Origin of the sequence: Mesotoga infera (assembly GCF_900157305.1) — a bacterium.
Classification (GTDB): Bacteria; Thermotogota; Thermotogae; order Petrotogales; family Kosmotogaceae; genus Mesotoga; species Mesotoga infera.
Map to the genome: position 1 here is coordinate 2,338,486 of NZ_LS974202.1, position 21,703 is coordinate 2,360,188.

The 21,703-nt window shown below is 43.1% G+C and carries 18 protein-coding genes; 5 read left to right on the forward strand and 13 right to left on the reverse strand.

What is annotated here, in order from left to right:
• Positions 1–187: 187 nt before the first annotated feature.
• From MESINF_RS10625 to MESINF_RS10640, 4 genes are all read left to right on the forward strand, one after another.
• A complete protein-coding gene (locus MESINF_RS10625) occupies positions 188–1,693 on the forward strand; it encodes a S8 family peptidase (RefSeq protein WP_169699794.1) in 1,506 nt (501 codons plus the stop codon).
• An 879-nt stretch (positions 1,694–2,572) separates the two neighbouring features.
• Entirely contained in the window at positions 2,573–3,820 is a 1,248-nt protein-coding gene (locus MESINF_RS10630) for a polysaccharide pyruvyl transferase family protein (protein ID WP_169699795.1), read from the forward strand.
• On the forward strand, positions 3,817–5,016 hold the full coding sequence (locus MESINF_RS10635; RefSeq protein ID WP_169699796.1) for a lipopolysaccharide biosynthesis protein: 1,200 nt from the start codon (positions 3,817–3,819) through the stop codon (positions 5,014–5,016). The genes MESINF_RS10630 and MESINF_RS10635 overlap by 4 nt, the downstream gene beginning before the upstream one ends.
• 194 nt (positions 5,017–5,210) lie before the next feature.
• Positions 5,211–6,638, forward strand: coding sequence for a Coenzyme F420 hydrogenase/dehydrogenase, beta subunit C-terminal domain (locus MESINF_RS10640; protein WP_169699797.1), 1,428 nt, complete (start codon positions 5,211–5,213; stop codon positions 6,636–6,638).
• A 40-nt stretch (positions 6,639–6,678) separates the two neighbouring features.
• On the opposite strand, the gene MESINF_RS10645 is transcribed toward MESINF_RS10640, so the two are convergent.
• The 13 genes from MESINF_RS10645 to MESINF_RS10705 all read right to left on the reverse strand — a co-directional run bounded on the left by MESINF_RS10645 (position 6,679) and on the right by MESINF_RS10705 (position 21,118).
• Entirely contained in the window at positions 6,679–7,731 is a 1,053-nt protein-coding gene (locus MESINF_RS10645) for a glycosyltransferase family 2 protein (protein ID WP_169699798.1), read from the reverse strand.
• Positions 7,724–8,944, reverse strand: coding sequence for a glycosyltransferase (locus MESINF_RS10650; protein WP_169699799.1), 1,221 nt, complete (start codon positions 8,942–8,944; stop codon positions 7,724–7,726). Before MESINF_RS10650 ends, MESINF_RS10645 begins: the two co-directional genes overlap by 8 nt.
• A 45-nt stretch (positions 8,945–8,989) precedes the next feature.
• A complete protein-coding gene (locus MESINF_RS10655) occupies positions 8,990–10,141 on the reverse strand; it encodes an ATP-grasp domain-containing protein (RefSeq protein WP_169699800.1) in 1,152 nt (383 codons plus the stop codon).
• Positions 10,142–10,205: 64 nt separating this feature from the next.
• Positions 10,206–11,285 (reverse strand): glycosyltransferase, encoded by a 1,080-nt coding sequence (locus MESINF_RS10660; RefSeq protein WP_169699801.1) that lies wholly within the window; start codon positions 11,283–11,285, stop codon positions 10,206–10,208.
• Between the two features lie 37 nt (positions 11,286–11,322).
• The gene (locus tag MESINF_RS10665; RefSeq protein ID WP_169699802.1) at positions 11,323–12,423 is read right to left on the reverse strand and encodes a glycosyltransferase family 4 protein; all 1,101 of its coding nucleotides are present in this window, start codon (positions 12,421–12,423) and stop codon (positions 11,323–11,325) included.
• On the reverse strand, positions 12,420–13,436 hold the full coding sequence (locus MESINF_RS10670; protein WP_169699803.1) for a glycosyltransferase family 2 protein: 1,017 nt from the start codon (positions 13,434–13,436) through the stop codon (positions 12,420–12,422). The genes MESINF_RS10665 and MESINF_RS10670 overlap by 4 nt, the downstream gene beginning before the upstream one ends.
• A 70-nt stretch (positions 13,437–13,506) precedes the next feature.
• Positions 13,507–14,646, reverse strand: a complete 1,140-nt coding sequence (locus MESINF_RS10675) for a Gfo/Idh/MocA family protein (RefSeq protein ID WP_169699804.1) — start codon at positions 14,644–14,646, stop codon at positions 13,507–13,509.
• Positions 14,647–14,722: 76 nt separating this feature from the next.
• The gene (locus MESINF_RS10680; protein ID WP_169699805.1) at positions 14,723–15,085 is read right to left on the reverse strand and encodes a four helix bundle protein; all 363 of its coding nucleotides are present in this window, start codon (positions 15,083–15,085) and stop codon (positions 14,723–14,725) included.
• A 99-nt stretch (positions 15,086–15,184) separates the two neighbouring features.
• A complete protein-coding gene (locus MESINF_RS10685) occupies positions 15,185–16,489 on the reverse strand; it encodes a nucleotide sugar dehydrogenase (protein ID WP_169699806.1) in 1,305 nt (434 codons plus the stop codon).
• Between the two features lie 147 nt (positions 16,490–16,636).
• The gene (locus MESINF_RS10690) at positions 16,637–17,368 is read right to left on the reverse strand and encodes an N-acetyltransferase (protein WP_169699807.1); all 732 of its coding nucleotides are present in this window, start codon (positions 17,366–17,368) and stop codon (positions 16,637–16,639) included.
• A 367-nt stretch (positions 17,369–17,735) separates the two neighbouring features.
• Positions 17,736–18,959, reverse strand: a complete 1,224-nt coding sequence (locus tag MESINF_RS10695) for a DegT/DnrJ/EryC1/StrS family aminotransferase (RefSeq protein WP_169699808.1) — start codon at positions 18,957–18,959, stop codon at positions 17,736–17,738.
• Between the two features lie 135 nt (positions 18,960–19,094).
• Positions 19,095–19,742, reverse strand: a complete 648-nt coding sequence (locus MESINF_RS10700; RefSeq protein WP_169699809.1) for a winged helix-turn-helix transcriptional regulator — start codon at positions 19,740–19,742, stop codon at positions 19,095–19,097.
• A 212-nt stretch (positions 19,743–19,954) separates the two neighbouring features.
• A complete protein-coding gene (locus MESINF_RS10705; protein ID WP_169699810.1) occupies positions 19,955–21,118 on the reverse strand; it encodes an amidohydrolase in 1,164 nt (387 codons plus the stop codon).
• Positions 21,119–21,214: 96 nt separating this feature from the next.
• On the opposite strand from MESINF_RS10705, the gene MESINF_RS10710 reads away from it, so the two are divergent.
• Positions 21,215–21,643 carry a C-GCAxxG-C-C family protein gene (locus tag MESINF_RS10710; protein WP_169699811.1) on the forward strand — a complete coding sequence of 143 codons (429 nt, stop codon included), beginning with the start codon at positions 21,215–21,217 and terminating at the stop codon, positions 21,641–21,643.
• Positions 21,644–21,703 lie beyond the last annotated feature (60 nt).

A 21,703-nucleotide genomic window follows, 5' to 3' on the forward strand; every position in this document is an offset into this window, starting at 1 on the left:
GTTGCTGACATGCTTATGGCAAGGATCTTGGGATTTACGATCAGACCCTAGCCGATCATCGAAGATCATAAACCTGTTCTTCGAGTGATAGTAGCTAGATAATTCATACGATCGACTCGCAATTTTCATTACGAATTAGTTCTTGTAAGTTGTATACTTTCCAAGATACAATGGTGGGGGTGAGCATATGAAGAGAAAGATTACCTTAGCTATCAGTTTGATTGTCTTAGTCATGGTTTTAATGGTTTCCGGGTGCGTAAAGAACATAGATGTGCCGGGTTCGACTCCGGTTGATTGGTCATTGCAGGCTGTGGATGGTCAAGCGAGAGTGATCATAGGGTTCTCCGGTTTGCCCGACAAGGCTCTTATCAAGGCGTTCGGCGGTGAGATTTATGCTGAATTCGGCTTTATAAAGGCTTTATCTGCGAAGATACCCGTTGAGGCGATTGATGGGCTACTCAGAAATCCTCATATTTTGTATATTGAACCAAACATAGAACTTTATGCTCTTGAAGAGCAGTATCTGTGGGGAATGGACAGGGTCTTTGGAGACGAGTCCTTCGTGTTCTCAACATGGGACATATCGACTGGGGAAGGGGTTAAGGTAGCTATTCTGGACACGGGAATCGATGAAAGTCATCCAGACCTGGCGGGTAGAGTAGCTGGTGGGGAGGACTTCACCGGGATCGGTCCGTATTCCGATGACAATGGACACGGAACGCATGTATCGGGTACTGTTGCAGCGATTTACTCCAACAATATCGGAGTATACGGTGTCGCGCCCTCAGCATCTCTTTATGCAGTCAAGGTTCTAAGTTCTTCCGGAAGCGGGACTCTAGACTGGATTATCGCTGGAATTCAATGGGCAATAGATAACGATATTGACATCATCAACATGAGCCTGGGAACATCAAGCAATATGCAATCTCTTGAGGACGCCTGCAATGCTGCGTACGAGGCGGGTATATTGATCGTGGCTGCGGCAGGGAACAGCGGTAACAAACCTGGAAATAGAAATACCGTTGAGTATCCTGGAGGATATGCCTCTGTTATTGCTGTTGCGGCTTCTGATTCAAACGATGCACGAGCTACTTTCTCCAGCACCGGTCCGGATGTGGAACTGATCGCCCCCGGTGTGAGCATTCTGAGCACTGTTCCCGGCGGTGGTTATGCCTATTACAGCGGAACCTCAATGGCCTCGCCTCATGTCGCTGGAGTGGCAGCTCTTGTTCTTTCTGCAAACTCTACACTTACCAATGTTCAGGTAAGATCAATACTTCAGGGAACCGCTGAAAATCTCGGTTTGAAAATGGAGCATCAGGGATACGGACTGGTCAGAGCTGATCTAGCAGTTCAAGCGGCCTCTGGGAGTACTCCACCCGATCCGGATCCAGATCCCGAACCCGGTAAAATAACAGTCTCGAGTATAAGCTATTCATTGAGCAGAAATGCAAAGCATATTTATATTTCAGTCCAACTGGAGCCGGTTGTTGCTTCGGCTAGTGTGGCGATAGAGGTTTATAACGGTAGTTCCCCGTATTTCACCGGAACAGTAACTACAGATACTATCGGAGTTGCTAAGTTCACAGTTGTAAATGCACCCTCGGGGACTTATTCAACTGTGGTCACGGGTGTCACAGCAAGTGGTTATGAATGGGATGGTAAGTATCCAGAAAATAGTTTTGAGAAATAGAGAATGAAGCAATTCGAATTATAACAATGTACTTTTAAGGTGAAAACAAGTCCAATGAAAACTATGCTGAATGATCGATATTCAGATTAATAACAGATCGCACAGAAAGCCTCGCAATAAGAAGTGGCCGGATGGGGCGTGTAAAGTCCACAATAAGAGCTTTTCTGCTTTCTAGAAAGCGAGGTCCCCCTCAGGAGACAATTCAACTTACGTGAAAATTAACGTATTTCCACCAAATAGTCTCTGCTAAAGCGATTCTCCAAAACATAAAGCTGTTCATGTGGTAACGTTCGTGCGTCTTTTGATTTGCTAATCCAGCAGTGAAGTTAATTCCTGCATAAGTCAAACTTCATAGCTCACACTCACCGCAAATACTTGCTTTGTTTCTTAAAGCATAATACATAATAATGGAGAAGTCCAACTCAATCTTGTTATAAAACTATGGGTGATTCCAAACGAACTGGGAAGGCTTCAAGAAATAGCCTAAGGCTCTAGCATGTCTTCCACAGAAACCGGTTTCTTGAAGAATACCTTGAGTTGCTTCGGCAGAAAGGTTTAGACAGAATTCGGAGCGATTGAAAATGGTCTTGTAAAGAATTATGTCTTCAATTTCTCTTCTGATTTCTGCGGATTTTCAAGATTAAGAGAGACAAGAAATATCGATAGAGTATACTGATAATGAGTTAGCCGCGAGGTTTAATTGAACATTTCTGATATATGGATAGAGAATTCGAAGGCTGGACGTGTCTTACGGGATTTGCGTTCTTGCTGATCTTCGAAAGTAACTTATGCACGCACTGTTCTAAAGGAGTCGTTAATCCAGTTATTTTGATAGTAAAATTTGCTTTTTCAAACTTACCTGGATAGGAGGCGTAAATCTTGAAAATACTGCTGAACCATATTCCAAATACTTTGAATTATGGGTCTTCTATGATGGCGGAAAACCTTGTTTATTATCTTTCGAAAGAGCTTGGAGAAAACACAGCCTTTGTTTGTGATTCAAAGTCAGATGAGGATTTGCAGAGAATCAAAGAATCTACGAATATCAAAGAACTAAGTGTTGATAGACTCGCCGGGACCGAAATACCAGGAAGATCGGCACTTTCAAAGCTAGTTAACTACAGACGCTTTCTTGTTGAGAAGGTAAGAAAATATGAAAACATGGGAATTGTAGGAATGATTGTACTGGGTGGAGATGATCTATCAGAGTATTATGCGGGATCAAGAATTGCTTTGGAGCTTGTTAGGCTTAGGGTCTTTTCGAAGTACATGAGAGTATTCCTTGCAGGACAAACAGTTGGGCCATTTTCTTCTTGGCGTGTACCTTTGGCAAGACGGATGTTACGTGATTGCATAGTGTACACTCGTGATACTTTGACCAAGCACTATTTACTCAAAGATTTGAGACTTAAGAAAGTGTACGAATCTCGAGATCTCGCGTGGCTTGATTTGCCTATGCAGAATGACAAGAATATTGAAGATTCGATCTTAGCTAAATATGATCTTCGTCCGAATGAATACATCGTTCTTGTACCTTCAGGCTTTGCCGGCCAATTTACGAAAAACTGGGCTCGATACAACTTGCGATGGCTAGACATTGTAAATGGTCTAGGCACACTGGAATCATTGGCCAAGAAGAAAATCATTTTACTCGGTCATGTTGTTCAGTCAGATATCAACGATGATAGGAATGTTATTAGGCATATCGTCAATCAAAGTGAAGTTTCATCTAGACAAAGAATTATCCCGATATTTGACGAGATGCTTCCGGTTGAGGCAAGAATGATTCTTGGAAATGGATACTTTACTATTACTGGCAGAATGCACGCTGCAGTTTCCACTTCTCAGATGGGAAAGCCAGCGATTTCACTTTCATATAGTGTGAAGTACAAGGGAGTACTTGGTGAGGGTCTTGGTATGAAGGATCTCATCATTGAAGCTAGAGGAGACGATCTTTGGGAGTCAGGAAAGATTGTCATTCTAGTGATGGACAAGGTCGAGTATGTTCTAAGCAACTACGATTCTCTCGTTTCAAGGATAAGACCTGCAGTTGAGGAGAACAAGAAGCTTACTATGACGCAGATTGAGGACATAGCCAACAAACTCAAGGAAAAGTCTTATAGATGAGTTCCAGTCCTTACAGATCTCTTGGAAAGAACACATCAATATTCGCTATCGGAACATTTGGATCGAAGGTAATCTCTTTCTTCATGCTGCCTATTTTCACTCGTGTCCTGACGCAGGCTGACTACGGAAAGATAGATATAATAACGACCTCGATATCTCTACTACTCCCTTTATTGATCCTGAATATTGTTGAAGCTGTATTTCGTTTTACTCTCGACAAAGGAAGTCTAGAAGAGAAGCAAGCAATCTTCACCTCGGCACTAACTGTAGGAACCGTCGGATTCTTATTCCTTCTTTTCTTCATACCGATTTGCATCCCTTTTGGTCTATCGGGGCAACTTCTCGCGGCCTTCCCGGCTTTATTCTTGGTTGACATAATTCATGGAATAACCAAGGTCCTTATTCGTGCTGAACAAAGGTTAAGACTATATGCAGTGAGCGATATTATTAATATTGCCGTATTCGTAGTAATGGGTATTCTTTTGGTAGCATTCTTCAGGATGGGAGTCATCGGTTATTTGATCTCTCAAATGATAGGAGTAACAGTTTCTACAGCAGCTCTTTTCCTCTTCGGATCTGTCGGGAAGTACATTTTACCCTCAGCCTTAACGGTCGTACAGATCAAGGTAATGATCAAATATTCCCTCCCCTTAGTTCCGAATGCACTTGCATGGTGGATAATTACCGCTTCAGACAGGTATATGTTGGCCTTCTTCTTGGGTTTCTCTTCTACTGGGATCTACTCAGTTGCCCACAAGTTTCCCATGCTGCCAGTACTAAGGTGCATTTTATCAGGCATGGAAAATATCCTCGATAGATCGTTCAATAGCCCTGAGAGAAAGCAATTCTATTCGAACATCTTCAGAGTACTTTGTGTTCTAATGTTTCTAGGAACAATTGCCTTCGCAATAATACTAAGGCTTTTTATAATCATAATGACAGGAGAAGGTTTTCAGGAAGCCTGGAGGTTTGTTCCTTTTCTGATATTAGGCACTGTATTTCACTCGTTCTCACAGTTTCTTTGGTGTAGGTTATCTTACCGCAAAGAAGACTGGTGGGGCCTTCAGAACATCTGGTATTGGTGCAGCAGCAAATATTACTGTGAATCTTCTCTTGATTCCGTTAATCGGAATTCAAGCAGCCTCGATTTCTACTGCAATCGCATTTTTCTTAATGTGGATTGCCAGGCTGATTGAGACAAGAAAATACTTTTCAGTATTTATTGATTGGGTAAAAGTGTCTATTGAGATTTCCTTGGTTCTAGTTTCTCTTATACTGGTCAATTTTGGCCCAATAGGAACTCTGATTCAGATTGTTTGCCTGATCGTATTCATCACACTTGAAAGTAGATTAATAGGAGCCGTGTTGAAGAAAGTGCGGATTTCATTTTGTGGAAGACGGAAGAATAAGAAGGATTAGAGGTGATAGAATGAACATGCACTCCTACAGAGATCTGAAAGAAAAGGTAATTGATAACGGTTATTGCATCGGCTGCGGGGCTTGTTTATCGGCAGACGGTGTCAATGGTACGAATGAGCTTGACTCTTATGGTATGTTTAAGCCATCCTTCAATGACTTGGATGCTCCAATAAGCGATGTTTGTCCTTTCTTCACTTCACGAAATGAATCGGAATTGGGGGAAATGCTTTTCAGTGGTTTTGAGGGCATAAAACAGAATGAATTCCTTGGATATTACATTGAAACATATGCTGGCTATGTTCGAAAGGATGACTTTAGAAAGCGTGGTAGTTCTGGTGGATTCGTTACATGGATTCTTTCACGATTGCTCGAAGAGCGTCTAATCGATGCTGTTATTCATGTAAAGCCCTCAGGCAAGAAAGGAATTCTCTTTGAATATGGTATTTCAAGCGATCTTGAAGAACTGAGAAAAGGGGCGAAATCGAAATACTATCCAGTTGAATTCTCAGAAGTTCTTGCCGAAGTGAGAAAGACTCGAAAGAAATATGCTTTTGTAGGAGTTCCTTGCTTTGTGAAAGCGATGCGTCTTCTATGTATAAATGACAAGGAATTTGCGGATAGAGTATCTTCTTTTGTGGGTTTGGTTTGTGGTCATTTGAAATCATCGCGCTTCTCGGAAATGCTTGCCTGGCAAAAGGGCGTCAAACCTGAAGATCTTCGTGGCATTGATTTCAGGTGGAAATACCCATCAGGGCCCGCCAGTGAATACGGGATTAAGATTTCAGGAGAGAAGAATGGAGAGATGGTTACTATAACGGAAAAAGCCAATAGCTTCTATGGATATAATTGGGGCTATGGTTTCTTCAAGTACAAAGCATGTGACTACTGCGATGATGTGGTGAGTGAGACTGCCGACGTTTCAGTTGGTGATGCATGGCTGCCTGAATATTTGAATGATTCAGGCGGAACGAATGTTGTCATAGTACGTAACCCAGTCATTAAGAAGATTGTCGATCTAGGCATCAAGGAAAGTACTTTGAAGCTCGATGTTCTTGACCCGGAAGAGATTGTTAAATCTCAGGAGGGCGGCTTCAGACACCGTAAAGATTTACTTGTCTACAGAATTGCACTTCTGAAAAACCATGGAATTTGGTTTCCTCAAAAGAGAGTAGAACCTTCTCTAGATAACTTGGATATAAGATACAGAAAAATCACTTTTCTGAGAACACAGTTGGCAGAAAAGTCGCATCTGGCATTCAAAGAAGCGCTTAGGACGGATGATTTTGAAGTCTTCCAGGAGCAGATGCAGTCCTTAGTAGAAAAGTATGACTCTTTATACAAGAGATCTTTTGCCTCGAAAGCATTATCCAAGATCAAGCGGTTCTTTAGAAGCGAGTAGCAAGTTCTAGTTGAAGAAGAGTATTCTCGCGCGAAGTACTTCAAGTTCCTAGTGATGGCCATTTCACACACGCTGGTTTGCCCTTTTTGAGCTTCATTACGAGCAAAAACAGGTCAAAAGATATTAGAAGCAATCTGCATCTCAGCCACTCTTTGAATGAATTGGCCGCTCCACTCCCAAACCAAAAGTTTCTTAGTGAGCTTCTTATCGAAGAATTTCTTGAAATCTTTCGTAATGCTTTTTTATCATACCCATTGAACGCAAGATACTCAACTGTTGACGTAATTCGTGTAGGAATCACGTAATTCCTGACAATCCTGACCAACCGCCCATCAGGCAATTCTCTTTCCAAATATTTTGCAAGTCTGAAGTAAGTCGCAACATCTTCGAACCGTCTCAAATTTGCCACGTGAGATAGTGAACCTTCAACAATGATGTATCTAAACATCACATCACTTATTGAAGAAATTCTACGAGCCTTCGAGAACGCTTTGACAATGAACTCTCTGTCTTCCCCATGATTACATCCTGGAGTAAAACACAGATTACACTCAGTCAAGAACTCCTTCCTCAGTATTATTGAACCGATGCCTAAAGGAAGTCTTGAGAACAGCACTTCCGCTATCAGATGAAGATTATTGGAGAAGTTGTCATCGCGATTGTCTTCAGGGAAACAGTTGAAAACAGCTTGCGGAGTCTCTCTACCATTGAGCACGATTTCTTGGCCACAAACAACTATGTCAGAATCGTTTGTTTGAGCTTCATTAAGCATCTTTTCAACGAATTCCTCACGGATTTCATCATCGCTGTCAAGGAAATGAATAAACCTTCCTTTAGACAGGCGGATGCCAGAATTTCTGGCATTGCTTACTCCACCATTTTCCTGGCGATATACTCGCCATGGAAAATCCGCGCTTCTAAGCAACTCTCTTGCACGTGCCGCAGTTTCATCAGTTGAACCGTCATCTACAAGGAGCAGTTCAATGTTTCTGGATGTCTGTTTCAGAACAGAATTTATAGAGCGTGCCAGATGCTTTTCTGCGTTATACGCAGGAATAACTATGCTGAGTTCCGGAAAGGAGTTACTAATCATCAGGATCATACTCTTTCAAAATCTGTTTATAGGTATCGACTTCATTAATGACTGTGCTTTGCCAGCTCCATTTCTTCTTGAATTCATTGGTCGAGCAACTATAGCATAAATTACTAAGAAGATTGATTGTAGCTCTTGCCAGTTCACGTTCTACATCTTCAGACTGCTGCACAATGATTCCCTCATCTTCTACTGCTTCCGGTATCCCTCCCACATTGGTTCCTACTACTCTAGCTCCACAAGCTCTTGCTTCCAGAATTACCGTTCCAAGGCCCTCCTGCCTACTGGGCACAACAAGGACATCTATTGCATTCATGACTATTGGCATGAGTTCATATTCTACTCTGCCAGCAAAATGCACGTTCTTCGTCGGCATTTTTTCCCTCAGAAGTTTCATTAAAGGACCATCACCTACAATGATGAAGAAGACGTCTGATCTGAGGTCAATCAGCTCCCGCGCGATTGCCGGAAGTCTGTGGGCCCCTTTCACTTCAATCAGGTTACCAACAAAACCAACGATCTTTTTATCAAGTGGCAGGCCTATCTTCTTTCTTGCCTCTTCTCTATCTATAGGTTTGAATACGTTGGTATCTACCCCATTTGGAATGACAATCCCATTGGACTTGTCGTAACCCAGTTTCTCACATGCATCTTTCATCAAAGCCTTGCTCACAAAGATTACCTTTGCTGCCTTTTCAAGAACCTCTCTGACAGCAGTCTTATTGTTGTTTGAAATGGAATGAATCTCGCCACCATGAGCAGTAACTAAGTAAGGTAAATCATGCTTCTTGGACAGTAGCATAGCGGCATATCCTTCAGGAAAGACTCTGTGGGCATGAAAAAGACCGAATTCTTTCATATTCTTTCGTCTCTCAATAGTTTGAGCCATTCTTTCGGCATATTTGACCCACGAATCAGTTTTCTGTCTTAACAACCCTATACGATCCTTCAATCTAAGGGAGATGCTTATGACCGGAAACTGCTTATCTTCAACCTGGACGATGTCTATTGGCGCTGATGGAGTGATGCCTTTGAGTCTCTTCAATAATCTTATCAATAGGTTATCGAATGTGGAAACCGGAGCAAAATCAAACTCTACACCAAAACGAAGCAGTACTCTTAATCTTTCGATTACGAACACACCGCTCGACGAATTCTTAGGCTTGGGAAACATCTCTGAAAAAATAAGTACCTTTCTCCCTATGCCCTTCATAAACACCACCGTATTCTTAGTTATCCAATAAGACGATCAGCTTTTTTATATGGTAAAACGTTTCGCTAATCTTCCTGTGGACAATCCTGGAACAAGAAATATACTCTTCCACTCATCCAGTGTATAAAGATAATTTTGCTCAAGGAAAACTTTCAGAGCTAATTCCTGAGGCCAATATGACTCTCTTCTGAATTCAAGAGTTCCGTCGTTGAGAAGAAAGTACGAACCGGGTATATTATTGACCTTCAACTGAATGGGAGTTTTTACTCCGATGAAGGGTGAGATCTCGATTATCCAGTATTTTCCATTAGTATCTTTCATCATATCGATACCCAGCATGGCTTTTCCAATCGATCGATAAGTTTTTATAGCCACTTCTATAGCTTCTACTGGAAGATCTTCCTTTATTACTATTCCGCTACCGGAAGCTCTGAAATCTTTGCCTTTCGACTTTCTGAAATAACCGGTGATTACGTTCCCGGCAATATTCACCCTTGTGTCCAGCCTGTCTCCATCGATGAATTTCTGAAAGTAGACATAGTTTTTCTGGCGAAAATATGCATTGCTGGTTTTTTTCCCATAGAATGAGAAAACTCGTTTGGAAAAACTGGAGAGTCTTTTTGAATCTCTTAAGAGAGAAACTTCTCTTGAGCTTGCACCATGAAAACGCTTTGAAACGAGAGGATAGCTCAGGTTGTCTTTCATTGATTCAATTTCCCGGTAGTCGTTCGAAATGAATGTATCGGCTACAGGAAGGCCATTAAGTTTCAACAAGTATGTAGAAGTAACTTTATCATCACACAACAGGAGCGTTTCATAGTCAGGGAAACACTGCTTCCCTAACTTCTGTTCCAGTATGTAGATCTTTCTCTTTACCTCATCCAGTTCAGCCGGACCACTGTTAGGTGACCAGATTATCAAGTCGTAATTCTTTGCCACTTCCAGCCAATCAGAGCGGTGGTATTCATATATCTCAAATGGAAAATTGTTCTTATTTAGAAATCTCCTGTATTTAGTCCAGTGAGGATTTTCGTTTATATCACGCGTTAATCCGACAAGTGGTTTCTTTTTGTCTTGAGGCCAGTCCACTATTACATCGCCAGGGTTGTAAAGCTCAACATCATCTTCTTTTGGATTTCTTATATCGGGATTGCCCAGTATTCTTATCGAAGTGAACCTATTCAGTCTTTTAAGCAACTCGCACCTCTTTGTACCTGTTAATTTTATAGCTTAAGACGAATTCTATAACTTTCCTCGCTACTCAGCTATTCATAATAGTAGCTATGAAATCTACGAAATAATCCTCCTTTGAGTTATCCCACACAAATTTATCATAATATCTTCCGAGATTTTTCAGATAGCTATCATATGAGCCTGAAGCGTTTAGAATAAGAGATAGATCCTTATAGGGTTCTTTGGAAAGATCAAGAATCAAGCCGGTATTGGTTTCTTCAATTATCTTTTTCATAGATACAAATCTATTGTCAATAATAACAGGAGTTCCAGCTGCCAGAGAGTCGTAGAACTTGTTTGGCAATGAATAGATATCGTTTGGATACTGTGGATCGGATCTACTTTGAAAGGCCAATAGAGTGTATTTTACCTTCGATATTCTGTCCATCATGAGTTCGTAGTCCATGAATGGCAACTCCTCATCGACAATATCACAGTTTGTTCCAATTGAAATCAGTTTGAAGTTTTTCTTGAGTTCTTTGAGTAAGTTGCCATTTATCGTAATCTTTCGACTGGTCCCGCCAACAATGGCGATTTCCGCGTTTTTTACATTACGTCCGATCTGCATACCGGTTACTGCATAATTTGGAATAATCAAGAAGGGCTTAGTGATCCCCGTCTTCTCAAACATCATTTTCATAGCTTCATCTGATACTCCAATTACACCATCAACTAATGATAGTTGTGCTTTCAGTATTTGCCATAGAACTGGATTTAAAAAAGAGTATTTCTCAGGGAGGAATTGCACTGGCATTATTTCATGAAGATCATAAAGCAGTTTCTTTCCCCTTTTTTTTACTTCACGAAAGAGCTTAATAGGCTGAGAAGCTGGAAATGAGTGAAAATATGCCAGATCGTAATCAAGATCTTGTACCAGCCTCAGTATTTCCTGGTCTAGTCGGACTCGCTTGATAAGTCTGTGTCTTCCGGGCATTTCATCTCTGCTAAGCGGAAAACACTGAATGTCTCCTTTGGACTGAGCAATGGATAAATCATTGCTACCAGAGAACTGATAATATACCTTGCCCAATTTGGAGAAAATCTCGATTGTTCTCATCACTCTCTTGTCTTTCCAAGAGTGATCGTAGCCAACTACAAGTGTCTTCAAAATCCTTCACCTTTCCCGATTTCTTGCAGGCTACCCGTCACAGTGACCTATACAGTGTTAATAAACGATTTTCTATAGACTTCCATGAATACTTACTGGAAATCTCGATTGCATTTTCCCTCATATTGTTTCTGAGCTTTTTGTCTTTGATGAGGATCTCCATCTTTTCGGCTATATCAGAAGGTGAGTCGGGATCCACGAAAAGAGCACAAGGTTTTTCATCGAGTATTTCACGCCATTTTCTAAAGTCTGACGCAATTATCGGTAATCCAAGGCCCAGATACTCATACATCTTTAAAGGCGATGACATCTCTTTGCTCCGTCCTCTGTGCATTACCATCAGCCCAACATCGCTTTCTGAAACGATTTCCAGTGCATCGTTGTGAGCTAGAGTTCCACGATAGGCCAGTCCGTCTGTCTGGCTTTCTTTTTCAGTTATGTAGTTTCTCAGAGATTTGTCATGAATCGGTCCAAGCAAATCAAATCTTATGTGATATTTTTTTCGAAGCATAACGAAAGCCTCGATCATTTCGACAATAGATCTATCTATGTCAATAGAACCTGAATACACGAATTTGACATCTTCTCCATCCTTCTTCTTGTTTCGTATAGATTCAAGAAGCTGTGTGTCAGGAAAGTTGGGTAATATAGCGAATTTCTCTTTTCCAGAGAATCTTTCAAGCTGCTCAGGAACTACGACAACTATACCATCCATCAAATAAACAGCTCTTCGTTCGTAAGAATCAACCAGCCTAGCAACTACTTTTCTTAAATATCGCGGAACCCAGTTTTTCGAGAGAATCACCGACGGATATTCCTCATGAATGTCATATACCACTTTCTTTCCGCGTCGCTTTAGCTTTTTCCCTAGGCCTATCAATTCAGGATCGTGAAAGTGGTATATGTCCGCATTAACTTCTAGTGCTTGTTCAAGGGCTTCTCTTGAACCCTTGACTAACCTTATGATCCGTCCATGATATCTGGTTATCGGCCTGTATTCGACCTTATCTTTCCCGAACTTTCCTTTCTGTGCAATGTAGACAACATTGTAGCCAGCTTTAACCAGAGTCTCTAGTTCTTTGGATATTCTAATGTCATCTGGAGGATGTACGGTTGTTATTACGCATACTTTCATCATTTCTTCTCTCCAGACAGAAGTGAGAACAAACCAAGCAGAGAACCAACTCCATACGAAATATGTAGCACGAGATAGCTGACTATTGCAGCAAAGAGTAAATTCAGCTTCTTAGCTTCCAATGCATGAGAAAAAGAGAAGATAATCACTGTAACAAAATAAGTGACTAACAAGGATATATAGACAAATAGAAAATAAGTGACCACAAGAGAAATCAAAAAACCGAGTAGCAAGAAGAGAACGAACATTAGCGGAACCAGATGCCTTTTAGAGTAAGGCACTTCGGCATACTTCTTTGCGGCAATAACCCAGAAACCATTCTCAAAGTTGTTTTTCGACAGGTCCCTGCATGTTGATCTCGCATAGTAGGTTAGTTCTATATCGGGAAACAAAATGATTTTCCCTCCGGCACGTTTTAGCCTTAAGTTGAATTCAATATCCTGATTTCTGACTAGCTTTTCATTGAAATAGCCAATTCTGTCAAAAACTTCTCTCTTATAGCATCCAAAGGGAACAGTATCTACTTCTATAGGCTTGGTGACGCCTGTTCGAAACTTGGCTCCCCCTACACCCAGTGGGCTAGAAAGAACCTTCGAAATCGCAATCCCGACGGTCGAACTGATTCTTGGTTCAGTTTTCATAATCCCACCGACATTGTCTGCGCCTGTCTCCAGTGCATGCCGTATGCATTTTGAGATGTAATCTGATCGCATCTCGCTGTGAGCTCCACTGAAAAAGATGTATTCACCTTTCGAAGCCTTTACACCGAGGTTCATTGCTACAGGTGTGATTTTTTTTTCGTTATTTACAAGCAGAACTCTTATGTCTCTTTCAGAGAGCTCTCTAACGATCTTTCTGGTTCCATCCTCGCTCATCCCATCTACTACAATAACCTCTATGAGTTCTTTGGGGTAGTCGCAAGTCAGGAATGACTCGATGCATTTCTCTATAAACTTCTCTTCGTTTCTCGCAGGTATAATTACCGAGACTTTCGGCAATTCCAAATTACTCACCACATTTCAGCATCCTGGAGAAAAGGCTGCATTCTTTGAACTCGAAAGATCACACAGAATAAAAAACCTGTTCCTAGAACTTCACAAGAATGCCTTCTTTGGCTGACTTATATATTCCCAGGATGATCTCTACGGACTTCTTTCCTTCTTCTCCGTTGACGAAAGGTTCGCGATCTTCGATTATCGCCCTGGCGAAGTCTTCAAAGGCTGCGATATGACCAGAGCCATAAACCGTTTCCGGATCTGGAAGATTCATGAATGGGTGTGAGTCCTCCCCTTCGAACCTCCATGTCTGGATTTTATTTACTGCCAGGCCTCCCAGAACGACGGTTCCTTTCTCACCGAAAACGGAGAGAGTCTCTTCGAGATTCCTCGGATATACGTTAGCCGTCCCTTCGATTATACCAATCGAACCGTTCTTGAATCTAACAATCGCGGCTCCGAAGTCCTCGGTTTCTATATAAGGGTGATTGTAGTTTTCTGTCATTGCAAATACTTCCTGCACTTTTCCTCCAAGCATCCATTGAAGTAGATCGATATTGTGAGCACACTGGTTCATGATCGTACCGCCGTCCATCGCCCATGTTCCTCGCCAGCTAGCCTGTTTATAATACTCTTCGTTTCTGTTCCATAGAATTCGTGCAGTTGCTGTAAAGACTCTTCCAAATTTACCGGAATCGATCGCCTTTCTCAGTTCCTGAACGGGAGGATTGAACCTGTTCTGAACGCAGACAGCAAGTTTCAAGCTATTCTTTCTTGAAAGGGCTATCATCTCATCCATGTGATCTGTGGACAGAGCCATCGGTTTTTCGACGAGGACGTGTTTGCCAGAAGAGAGAAAGTCGATCGTGTTCCTGTAATGGTTCCCGCTCTCGGTGGCGATTGTGACGAAATCGATCTGAGACGAGAAGAGCTCTCTATAGTCGGAGATTACGCGTGGACGCTGGAGATTAGGCTCGGGCGCCTGAGAGGAAGAGAAGCTGTTCTGGTCATTCTCGGTCTCGTTTTTCTCTCTTATTCTCTCTTTTTCTCCGCTAGCAAGCGATATCTCTCTTCTCCTCATGTATTCTTCTGCAGCTCTCTCTGCCTTTTCATGTACGAGGTCGCAGACTGCAACGAGATCGATCAAATCACTGTTGGCGGCAAAAGCCTCTATATGTTTCTTCGTTCCTATTCTTCCGCAACCTATAAGTGCGGCTGTCAGTTTTTTCATGTGGTCACTCCTATCGTTGTGAGGTCTAGGGTATAGGGTTTGGGGTCTAGGGTATGGTACGACCTTATACCTGAGGTCATCGGACTCTATCTTTCTTGATAGCTCTTATTAATGCTCTAAGCATCTTGTTTATTGTTGTGCATTTCTCTGTTATCAACAAACTCTGTTCGCTGCTTATATAGTCCAGTCTTCTTGCCAGTTCAGTTTGGGTTATCAGTTCTAGAAGAGACCCGAGGGCGATATATAGGAAGTTTATGTACTCTCTTGAGTGCTGTCTGCCATTTCCTTCTGCAATATTTGACGGAATGGAAATCGATGCTCTTCTCATTTGATCTATAAGCCCAAACATCTCTGATTTGGGAAGTGCCTTCGTGACTTTATACACGTCTTCAACCAAATCCATGCTGAGATTCCACACATCCAGATCGCGAAAATCCATTGAAGTCACCTCTCGAACACTGAATATCGTGTGTTAGTTGGAACAAAGATCAGTGCATCCATACCCCAGACCCCACACTCTATACCCAGCGCTTCCCCTTCAAAGTACTTCAACATTTTCGCCTGCGATGCCCATTTTGCTGAGGACGTTCTTGGCGTCGAAGATGTATTTCGCGTTCTCGACTATCATTTTGTAGTCTATGTTTTTCTTGTGAGCGGTCGTGATTATTACTGCATCGGCCTGCTTTATGAGGTCTTCCGTGAGAGGGGCTGTTTTCATTTTCTCTCCTTCCCACATAAACTCTCGAACGTATGGATCGACGACCGAAACATGCGCCAGGTTCTTTTCCAGGTGTTCGAGCACTTTGAGCGCGGGCGACTCTCTCATATCTTCGATCTCTTCTTTGTAGGCTATTCCCAGCATGACTACTTTCGCTCCGTTCATGCATTTGCCCTGCTCGTTCAATGCTTTCATGACTCGGGTTACTACGTATTCTGGCATCGAGTCGTTTATCTCTCCCGAGAGTTCTATCAGTCTTGTATGGTAGTCGTACTTTCTCGCTATGTATGTGAGATAGAAGGGATCGATAGGTATGCAGTGGCCGCCGACCCCCGGGCCGGGAAAGAAGGGCATGAAGCCGAACGGTTTGGTCGAGGCCGCGTTTATGACTTCCCAGATGTTTATGCCCATTTTGTCGGCAACGACTGCCATTTCGTTTATCAGGGCTATGTTGACTATCCTGAAGGTGTTCTCCAGTATCTTGGTCATCTCGGCCTCTTTCGGAGACGAGACGACGAAGACTTCGGCCTCGAGAACGGATTCATACAGGAGCTTTGCGACTTCAGTCGATTCCGGGCCAACTCCTCCGACGACTTTCGGTGTGTTTTTAGTCTTGAATCTCAAGTTTCCCGGATCGACTCTCTCGGGGCTGAATGCGAGATAGAAGTCTTTGCCACATACCAATCCCGTCTCCTCCAGTATCGGTTTCATAACGTCTTCCGTCGTTCCGGGATAAGTCGTCGATTCGAGTACGACAAGCATGTCTTTGTGGAGTCTCTTTGCGACATCTTTTGTCGAGTTGATTACATAAGTCAAATCCGGTTGCTTGTATATGTCCAGCGGCGTGGGAACACAGATGGCCACCACATCGCAATCGGATAGTTCATCGAAATCAGCTGTCGCCCTTAGATGACCGTCTGAAACGATCTTTTCCAGATCCGCGTTCACCACATCACCGATGTAGTTATGGCCTTCATTTACCATTTTCACTTTACTTTCCTGGATATCGAAACCTATCACTTTGAATCCGGCCTTGGCCTTCTCAACAGCTAGGGGCAGACCAACGTAGCCTAACCCAATGACTCCTATTATTGCCGACTTGTCTTGAATTCTCTCTTTGAGCATGGAAACCTCCCGTATTTGAGACGAGATAACGAAGGATCTTGGAGATGGACGAGATTACAGAATCAAATTGAGAAAGTGGGATCTAGAGAAGGATTCATCAGAACGTCCCTTGTTGTACTCTCTCTTCCTCTCGATGTTCTTCTCTCGTTATTCTCGATTGTCAAAGTATTCCTGTTCTTCAATCAATTGCTCTTGTGGCACTTCTCTTATGTATCTTGCCGGGACTCCGGCGTAAATCTTTCTTGGAGCCAGGTCCCTTGTCACAACGCTCCCTGCTGCTACTAGCGCATCCTCACCAATAGTGATTCCGGGGAGAATCGTTGCATTCGCTCCAATTCTTGCCCCTCTTTTCAATGTTGGACCTTTGAAATGCTTTTTTCTTTCTTCTGTTCTTCCTAGAAAGTTGTCGTTTGTGAATGTAACCTCAGGGGCGATAAAGCAGTAGTCTTCTATAGTTGAAAAGGCGGTTATGTATGCTCCGGTTTCAATCTTCACTCTCTTTCCGACTGAGGTTCCATTTTCGACAGTGGCTCCCTTTCCCACTATTGTCTTTTCTCCGATTTTCGTTTTCTCTCGAATAGTCGCGAGATCACCGACAAAGCACTTTTCTCCGAGTGATGCTCCCTTGTAGATGACACAAGAGGCGCCGATTGTAGTTCCATTGCCGACTGCTAAAGGCTGGAGCACTTCAGTGCTCGTGGTGGCGCTTGTGCTGGCTGCATATGGTTCCTTCCCAAGCACAGTGTTGTCACCTATTGTTACGTAGTCTCCAATGACTACTCCTTTGTGAATCACCACGTTGTGACCTATTACACAATTCTCGCCAATCTCTGCGCCATCTTCGATTACTGTGTTTCTTCCTTTCTGGATGTCAGGCATGGGAATACCTCCAGATGAGGTTGTTAGTTGTGGGTTGTTGGTTGTAGGTTATAAGACACGAGAAAGAGGTTGTCGAGAAGCTCGCAAAGGGAGCGATACGTATCTGCGATACGAGAGATTTGAGAGAACCAAAGAGACTATGTAGTATTTCGCTCGCACCTTCTAGAAATGAATGCAAGAGCAAGAATCTCCAAAAAATGGCAAGTGCAGACATTCCAAGCTTCTTTACACAAATACCCAGTGCCTTCTCGTTCCCCAACAAGCCACAACACCTCGGTCATATTTTCAGAGTATTTTTGTTGTCAGTCTTTTTTCTAAAGATCATTTCTCCTGCGCGAAGCGCACTCTCGTCAATGATCTTTCTCTCTTATCTCTCGTTCTTCACAAATTCACCGATCTTCTCGACTACGTACTCAATCTCTTCGTCCGTCATCTCAGGGAATATTGGCAAAGCAAGAGTCTCTTCACAGGCTTTTTCCGTTTCCGGAAGGCTGCCTGTGGGAACTCCTAAATACTCAAAGCACTTCTGCTGGTGAAGGCCCATTGGATAGTAGATAGATGTGCCGATACCTCTACTGGCCAGATGATCTCTCAGTCTGTCTCTCTCTTCTCTGCTGAAGCCTTCAAATCTCACCACGTACTGATGGAAGACGTGAGGATAGTAACAGTCGTGGATATGGGGTATCGGGTATAGGGTTTGGCCGGGTTTCTTTACATCTTTCTCTTCAGAAACCAGACCCGAGACCCCAGACCCCAAACCCGCTCTTTCGAAGTGCTCCGCGTACTTCTCGGCTATTTCTCTTCTTCTTTTCTGGTATTCTTCAAGGTGCCTGAGCTTTATGTTCAGCACTATCGCCTGGAGTTCGTCGAGCCTTGAATTGATCCCTATCATATCGTGAATGTACTTGACGGGAGAACCATGGACTCTGTAGCTTCTGCAGAAGGCGGCTATTTCATCGTTATCCGTTGCGATCATTCCCCCGTCGCCGTATCCTCCGAGGTTCTTTGTCGGGAAGAATGAGAAGGTCGAAATATCTCCTATCGAGCCGGTCATTTTGACAGTTCCGTCGCTGTATTTCCAGTTTGCTCCTATCGATTGGGCGCAGTCTTCGATTATCTTTATCCCGTATTTCACTTTGATCTCTTCGAGTCTCTCGAGGTCGATGGCCTGACCGAAGAGATGAACGGGAATGAAGGCCTTTATCCTTTCTCTTTCCGGGTGGGTTCTGAGTATCTCTTCTACTTTGTCGAGGTCGATGTTGTAAGTTACCGGGTCGATATCTGCAAAGAGCGGCGTCGCTCCGTTTCTCGTTATGCAGCTGACTGTCGCGAAGAAGGTATAGGGAGTTGTGATCACATAGTCTCCCGGGCCTATTCCCAGAGCAGCCACTGCTATGAGAAGAGCGTCCGATCCGTTGGCGACACCGATAGCGTGTTTCACCTCTACAAGCTCGGCAATGTTCTTCTCGAGTTCTCTGACTGCCTCTCCAAGGATTACTCTTCCACTAGATAGAGCCTCGTCTATCTTCTGGAGAACCTCTTCTCTTAACTCATCGTATTGCCTTGTCAGATCGAATAATGGAATCTTCATAAGACCTCCGGTTTTCCAAGGGTCTGGGGTTTGGGGTATAGGGTATAGAAATCAGGATTAACGATTGTTAAAGATTTTCTGTAACTGTTTGATTATGTTTTGCCAGACCCTTAACCCTATGAACCACACCCTGCTCTAATCTACTTGCTCGAGTTCCACTTTTCCCGTTCGCGATATTGTGAATACCATGACGTTTTTCATTCCGTTTTCTCTTGCGTTTTTGACTATGTTTTCTGCGTGCCTGAACGAAGCGACGATTACTGCCGTATCTTCATTGCACGTGACTTCTTCAGGAGAGAAGACGTGTAGATCGTGAAAAGTGCCGTTTTGTTTTGCTATCGAGTCGTCGATGAAGCCTATTATCTTCATTCCCTCGGTTCTCAATACATCTGCCAGGATACCACCGATTATGCCCGCTCCGTAAAGATAGAAACTCTGGTGCTCGCTCTCCTTTAGAGTGTCAAGGACCTCGCCGAATATCTCTCTAGATTCGGTGTACAGTTTTGCCGCCTCTTTAAGATAGAGAATCGTTAAATACTGGAGCCTGAACTTTCCGGCCTCAGTGAGTACGTATCTCATGTTTCTCCTGTTATCACCCTCTTTGCTTATGAGGCAGGAGTCTTCGAAGTCTTTTATGTATTTGTTCACCATACTGGGAACGATTCCTGCAATTCGGGCAAGCCTTTCTTGAGAGACTGAAGAGCTCTCGGTGAGAGCCTTGAGAATGCTCATCTCCCTGAAGTTCGGTGACGGATTGAAAAACGAATACTCGGAAAGATCCATAAGGCCCCCTAGTTTCATTCATTCACTGAGAGAATTATATCAGAGATTCAATTTAGCAGTCAAGCAAAAGAAGGTACATAATGGATAAAGCAAATTGTGAGAGATAATCAAATTTCAAAGACATACCGCTGACATGAGTCAGCGGTTTTGTTCTGCCTTTGAAACATAATTTCCCATTTGGTTTGGAAGTTCAATGCGGTCTATAAACGGATCTATTTGCTATTGTATACCTCTTCTCCTTCAATAAAGACCATTTCAACTCTTGAAGAGAACTGGAAAGGATGTCCCGACCATACCGCTATGTCGGCATCTTTTCCTACCTCGAGTGAGCCAACTCTGTCGTCGATTTCGAGTATCTTTGCAGGATTTATTGTCACCATTTTCAACAGATCTTCCTCTTTTGAACCGTATCTGAGGGCAACACCGAGTTGTATGTTCGTACTCTCGAGCGGGATCACAGGGTGATCGCACATAAAGGCCGCCAGAACGCCTTTTTCATTCATTATTCTCGGTGAATCGTACGTCATGTCCTTCAGTTCCAGTTTCGTTCTGAAGCCGAAGATGGGTCCAATAACCACAGGTACGTTGTTTTCTTTTAAGTAATCGACAATTTTATAACCTTCGGTTGCGTGTTCAATCACAAGCTTGAAATCGAATTCTTTTGAAAGCCTTACAGCCGTGAGAATGTCGTCCAACCTATGGGCGTGAATCCTGGCGGGGATCTCCTTGCGTAACACTTTTTCACCGATTTCGAGCTTTGGATCTATGTCCGTGAAAGGCTTTCCCTCTTTAGTAACTAAAGCCTTTTTTTCCATGTAACCTTGCACTTTCTGGAAGTATCCCCGTATAACCGCAGCCGTTCCAAGACGCGTTCCTGGAGTCTTTTTGAAGCCTTCGCCATAGACTCTCTTCGGATTTTCACCGGTGGCCATTTTTAAACCTGCTGGCGCTCTGACGACCATGTCATCGACTATCATCGTATTCTTAAACTTGAATATCGCTCCCTGGCCACCTATAGGGTTGGCACTTCCTGGAACGACCATGACTGTTGTAACCCCTCCCGAGAGAGCTCTCTTTATCGCTGCATCCTGTGGACTGAAGGCATCAACCACAGAGACATCCGGTGTCAGAGGGTCGGTCATCTCGTTTCCGTCTTGGTAGTACCCTCCTACGCCTTCTTCGAATAGTCCTATATGTGAGTGAGCGTCTATGAATCCTGGTAAGATATACTTACCGGATACATCTATAACTTCGGCACCTTCACATTTGAGGTCTACTCCGATTGACTCGATCTTTCCCTTGCTAACAAGTATGTCTCCCGTGAATGGTTTCGAGGTGATAGGATAGATTGATCCGTTTTTCAAAAGTATCGACATGGTTACCCCCTTTGGAAATCTATTGTTGAATGTATTTTATCAAAAATGGTTCTTATTACAAACTATAAGAATGATTTCGGAAGAGCTGGAGAAAAAATGCTAGAAGACAGTGCGGCGAATTATTACAGTGCGTTAGATGTCGACAGGAACTGCTCCGAGGCTTTGATCTATGGTGCGAACGACGAGTTCTTACTTGATCTTCCATTAGAAGCTTTGAGGATGATGGGGCCTTTTGGTGGGGGAATGAGTATCGAAAGTATTTGTGGCGCAATAACGGGTGCTCTGGCGGTGATAGGTATTCTTTATAATAGAGACGATCCAACAGACAGAGACAGAATGAAGAAAATCGCGGAACGATTCTTGAGAGAGTTCAGAAGTAGGTATGGCTGTCTGGACTGTGCGTGTTTGAAGGATAAATACAGAGACGAATGGAAAAAATGTGAGCCAGTAGTCAGGATGTCGGCGAGACTTCTTGAGGAGATAATAAAAGCAGAAGAAAGCAGAAGACCATTTGGAAAGGAATAGATTCTCTTCGACATGTAAGTTCGGATCGTTAATGATCAAAACTTTAATCGCACTATGAAA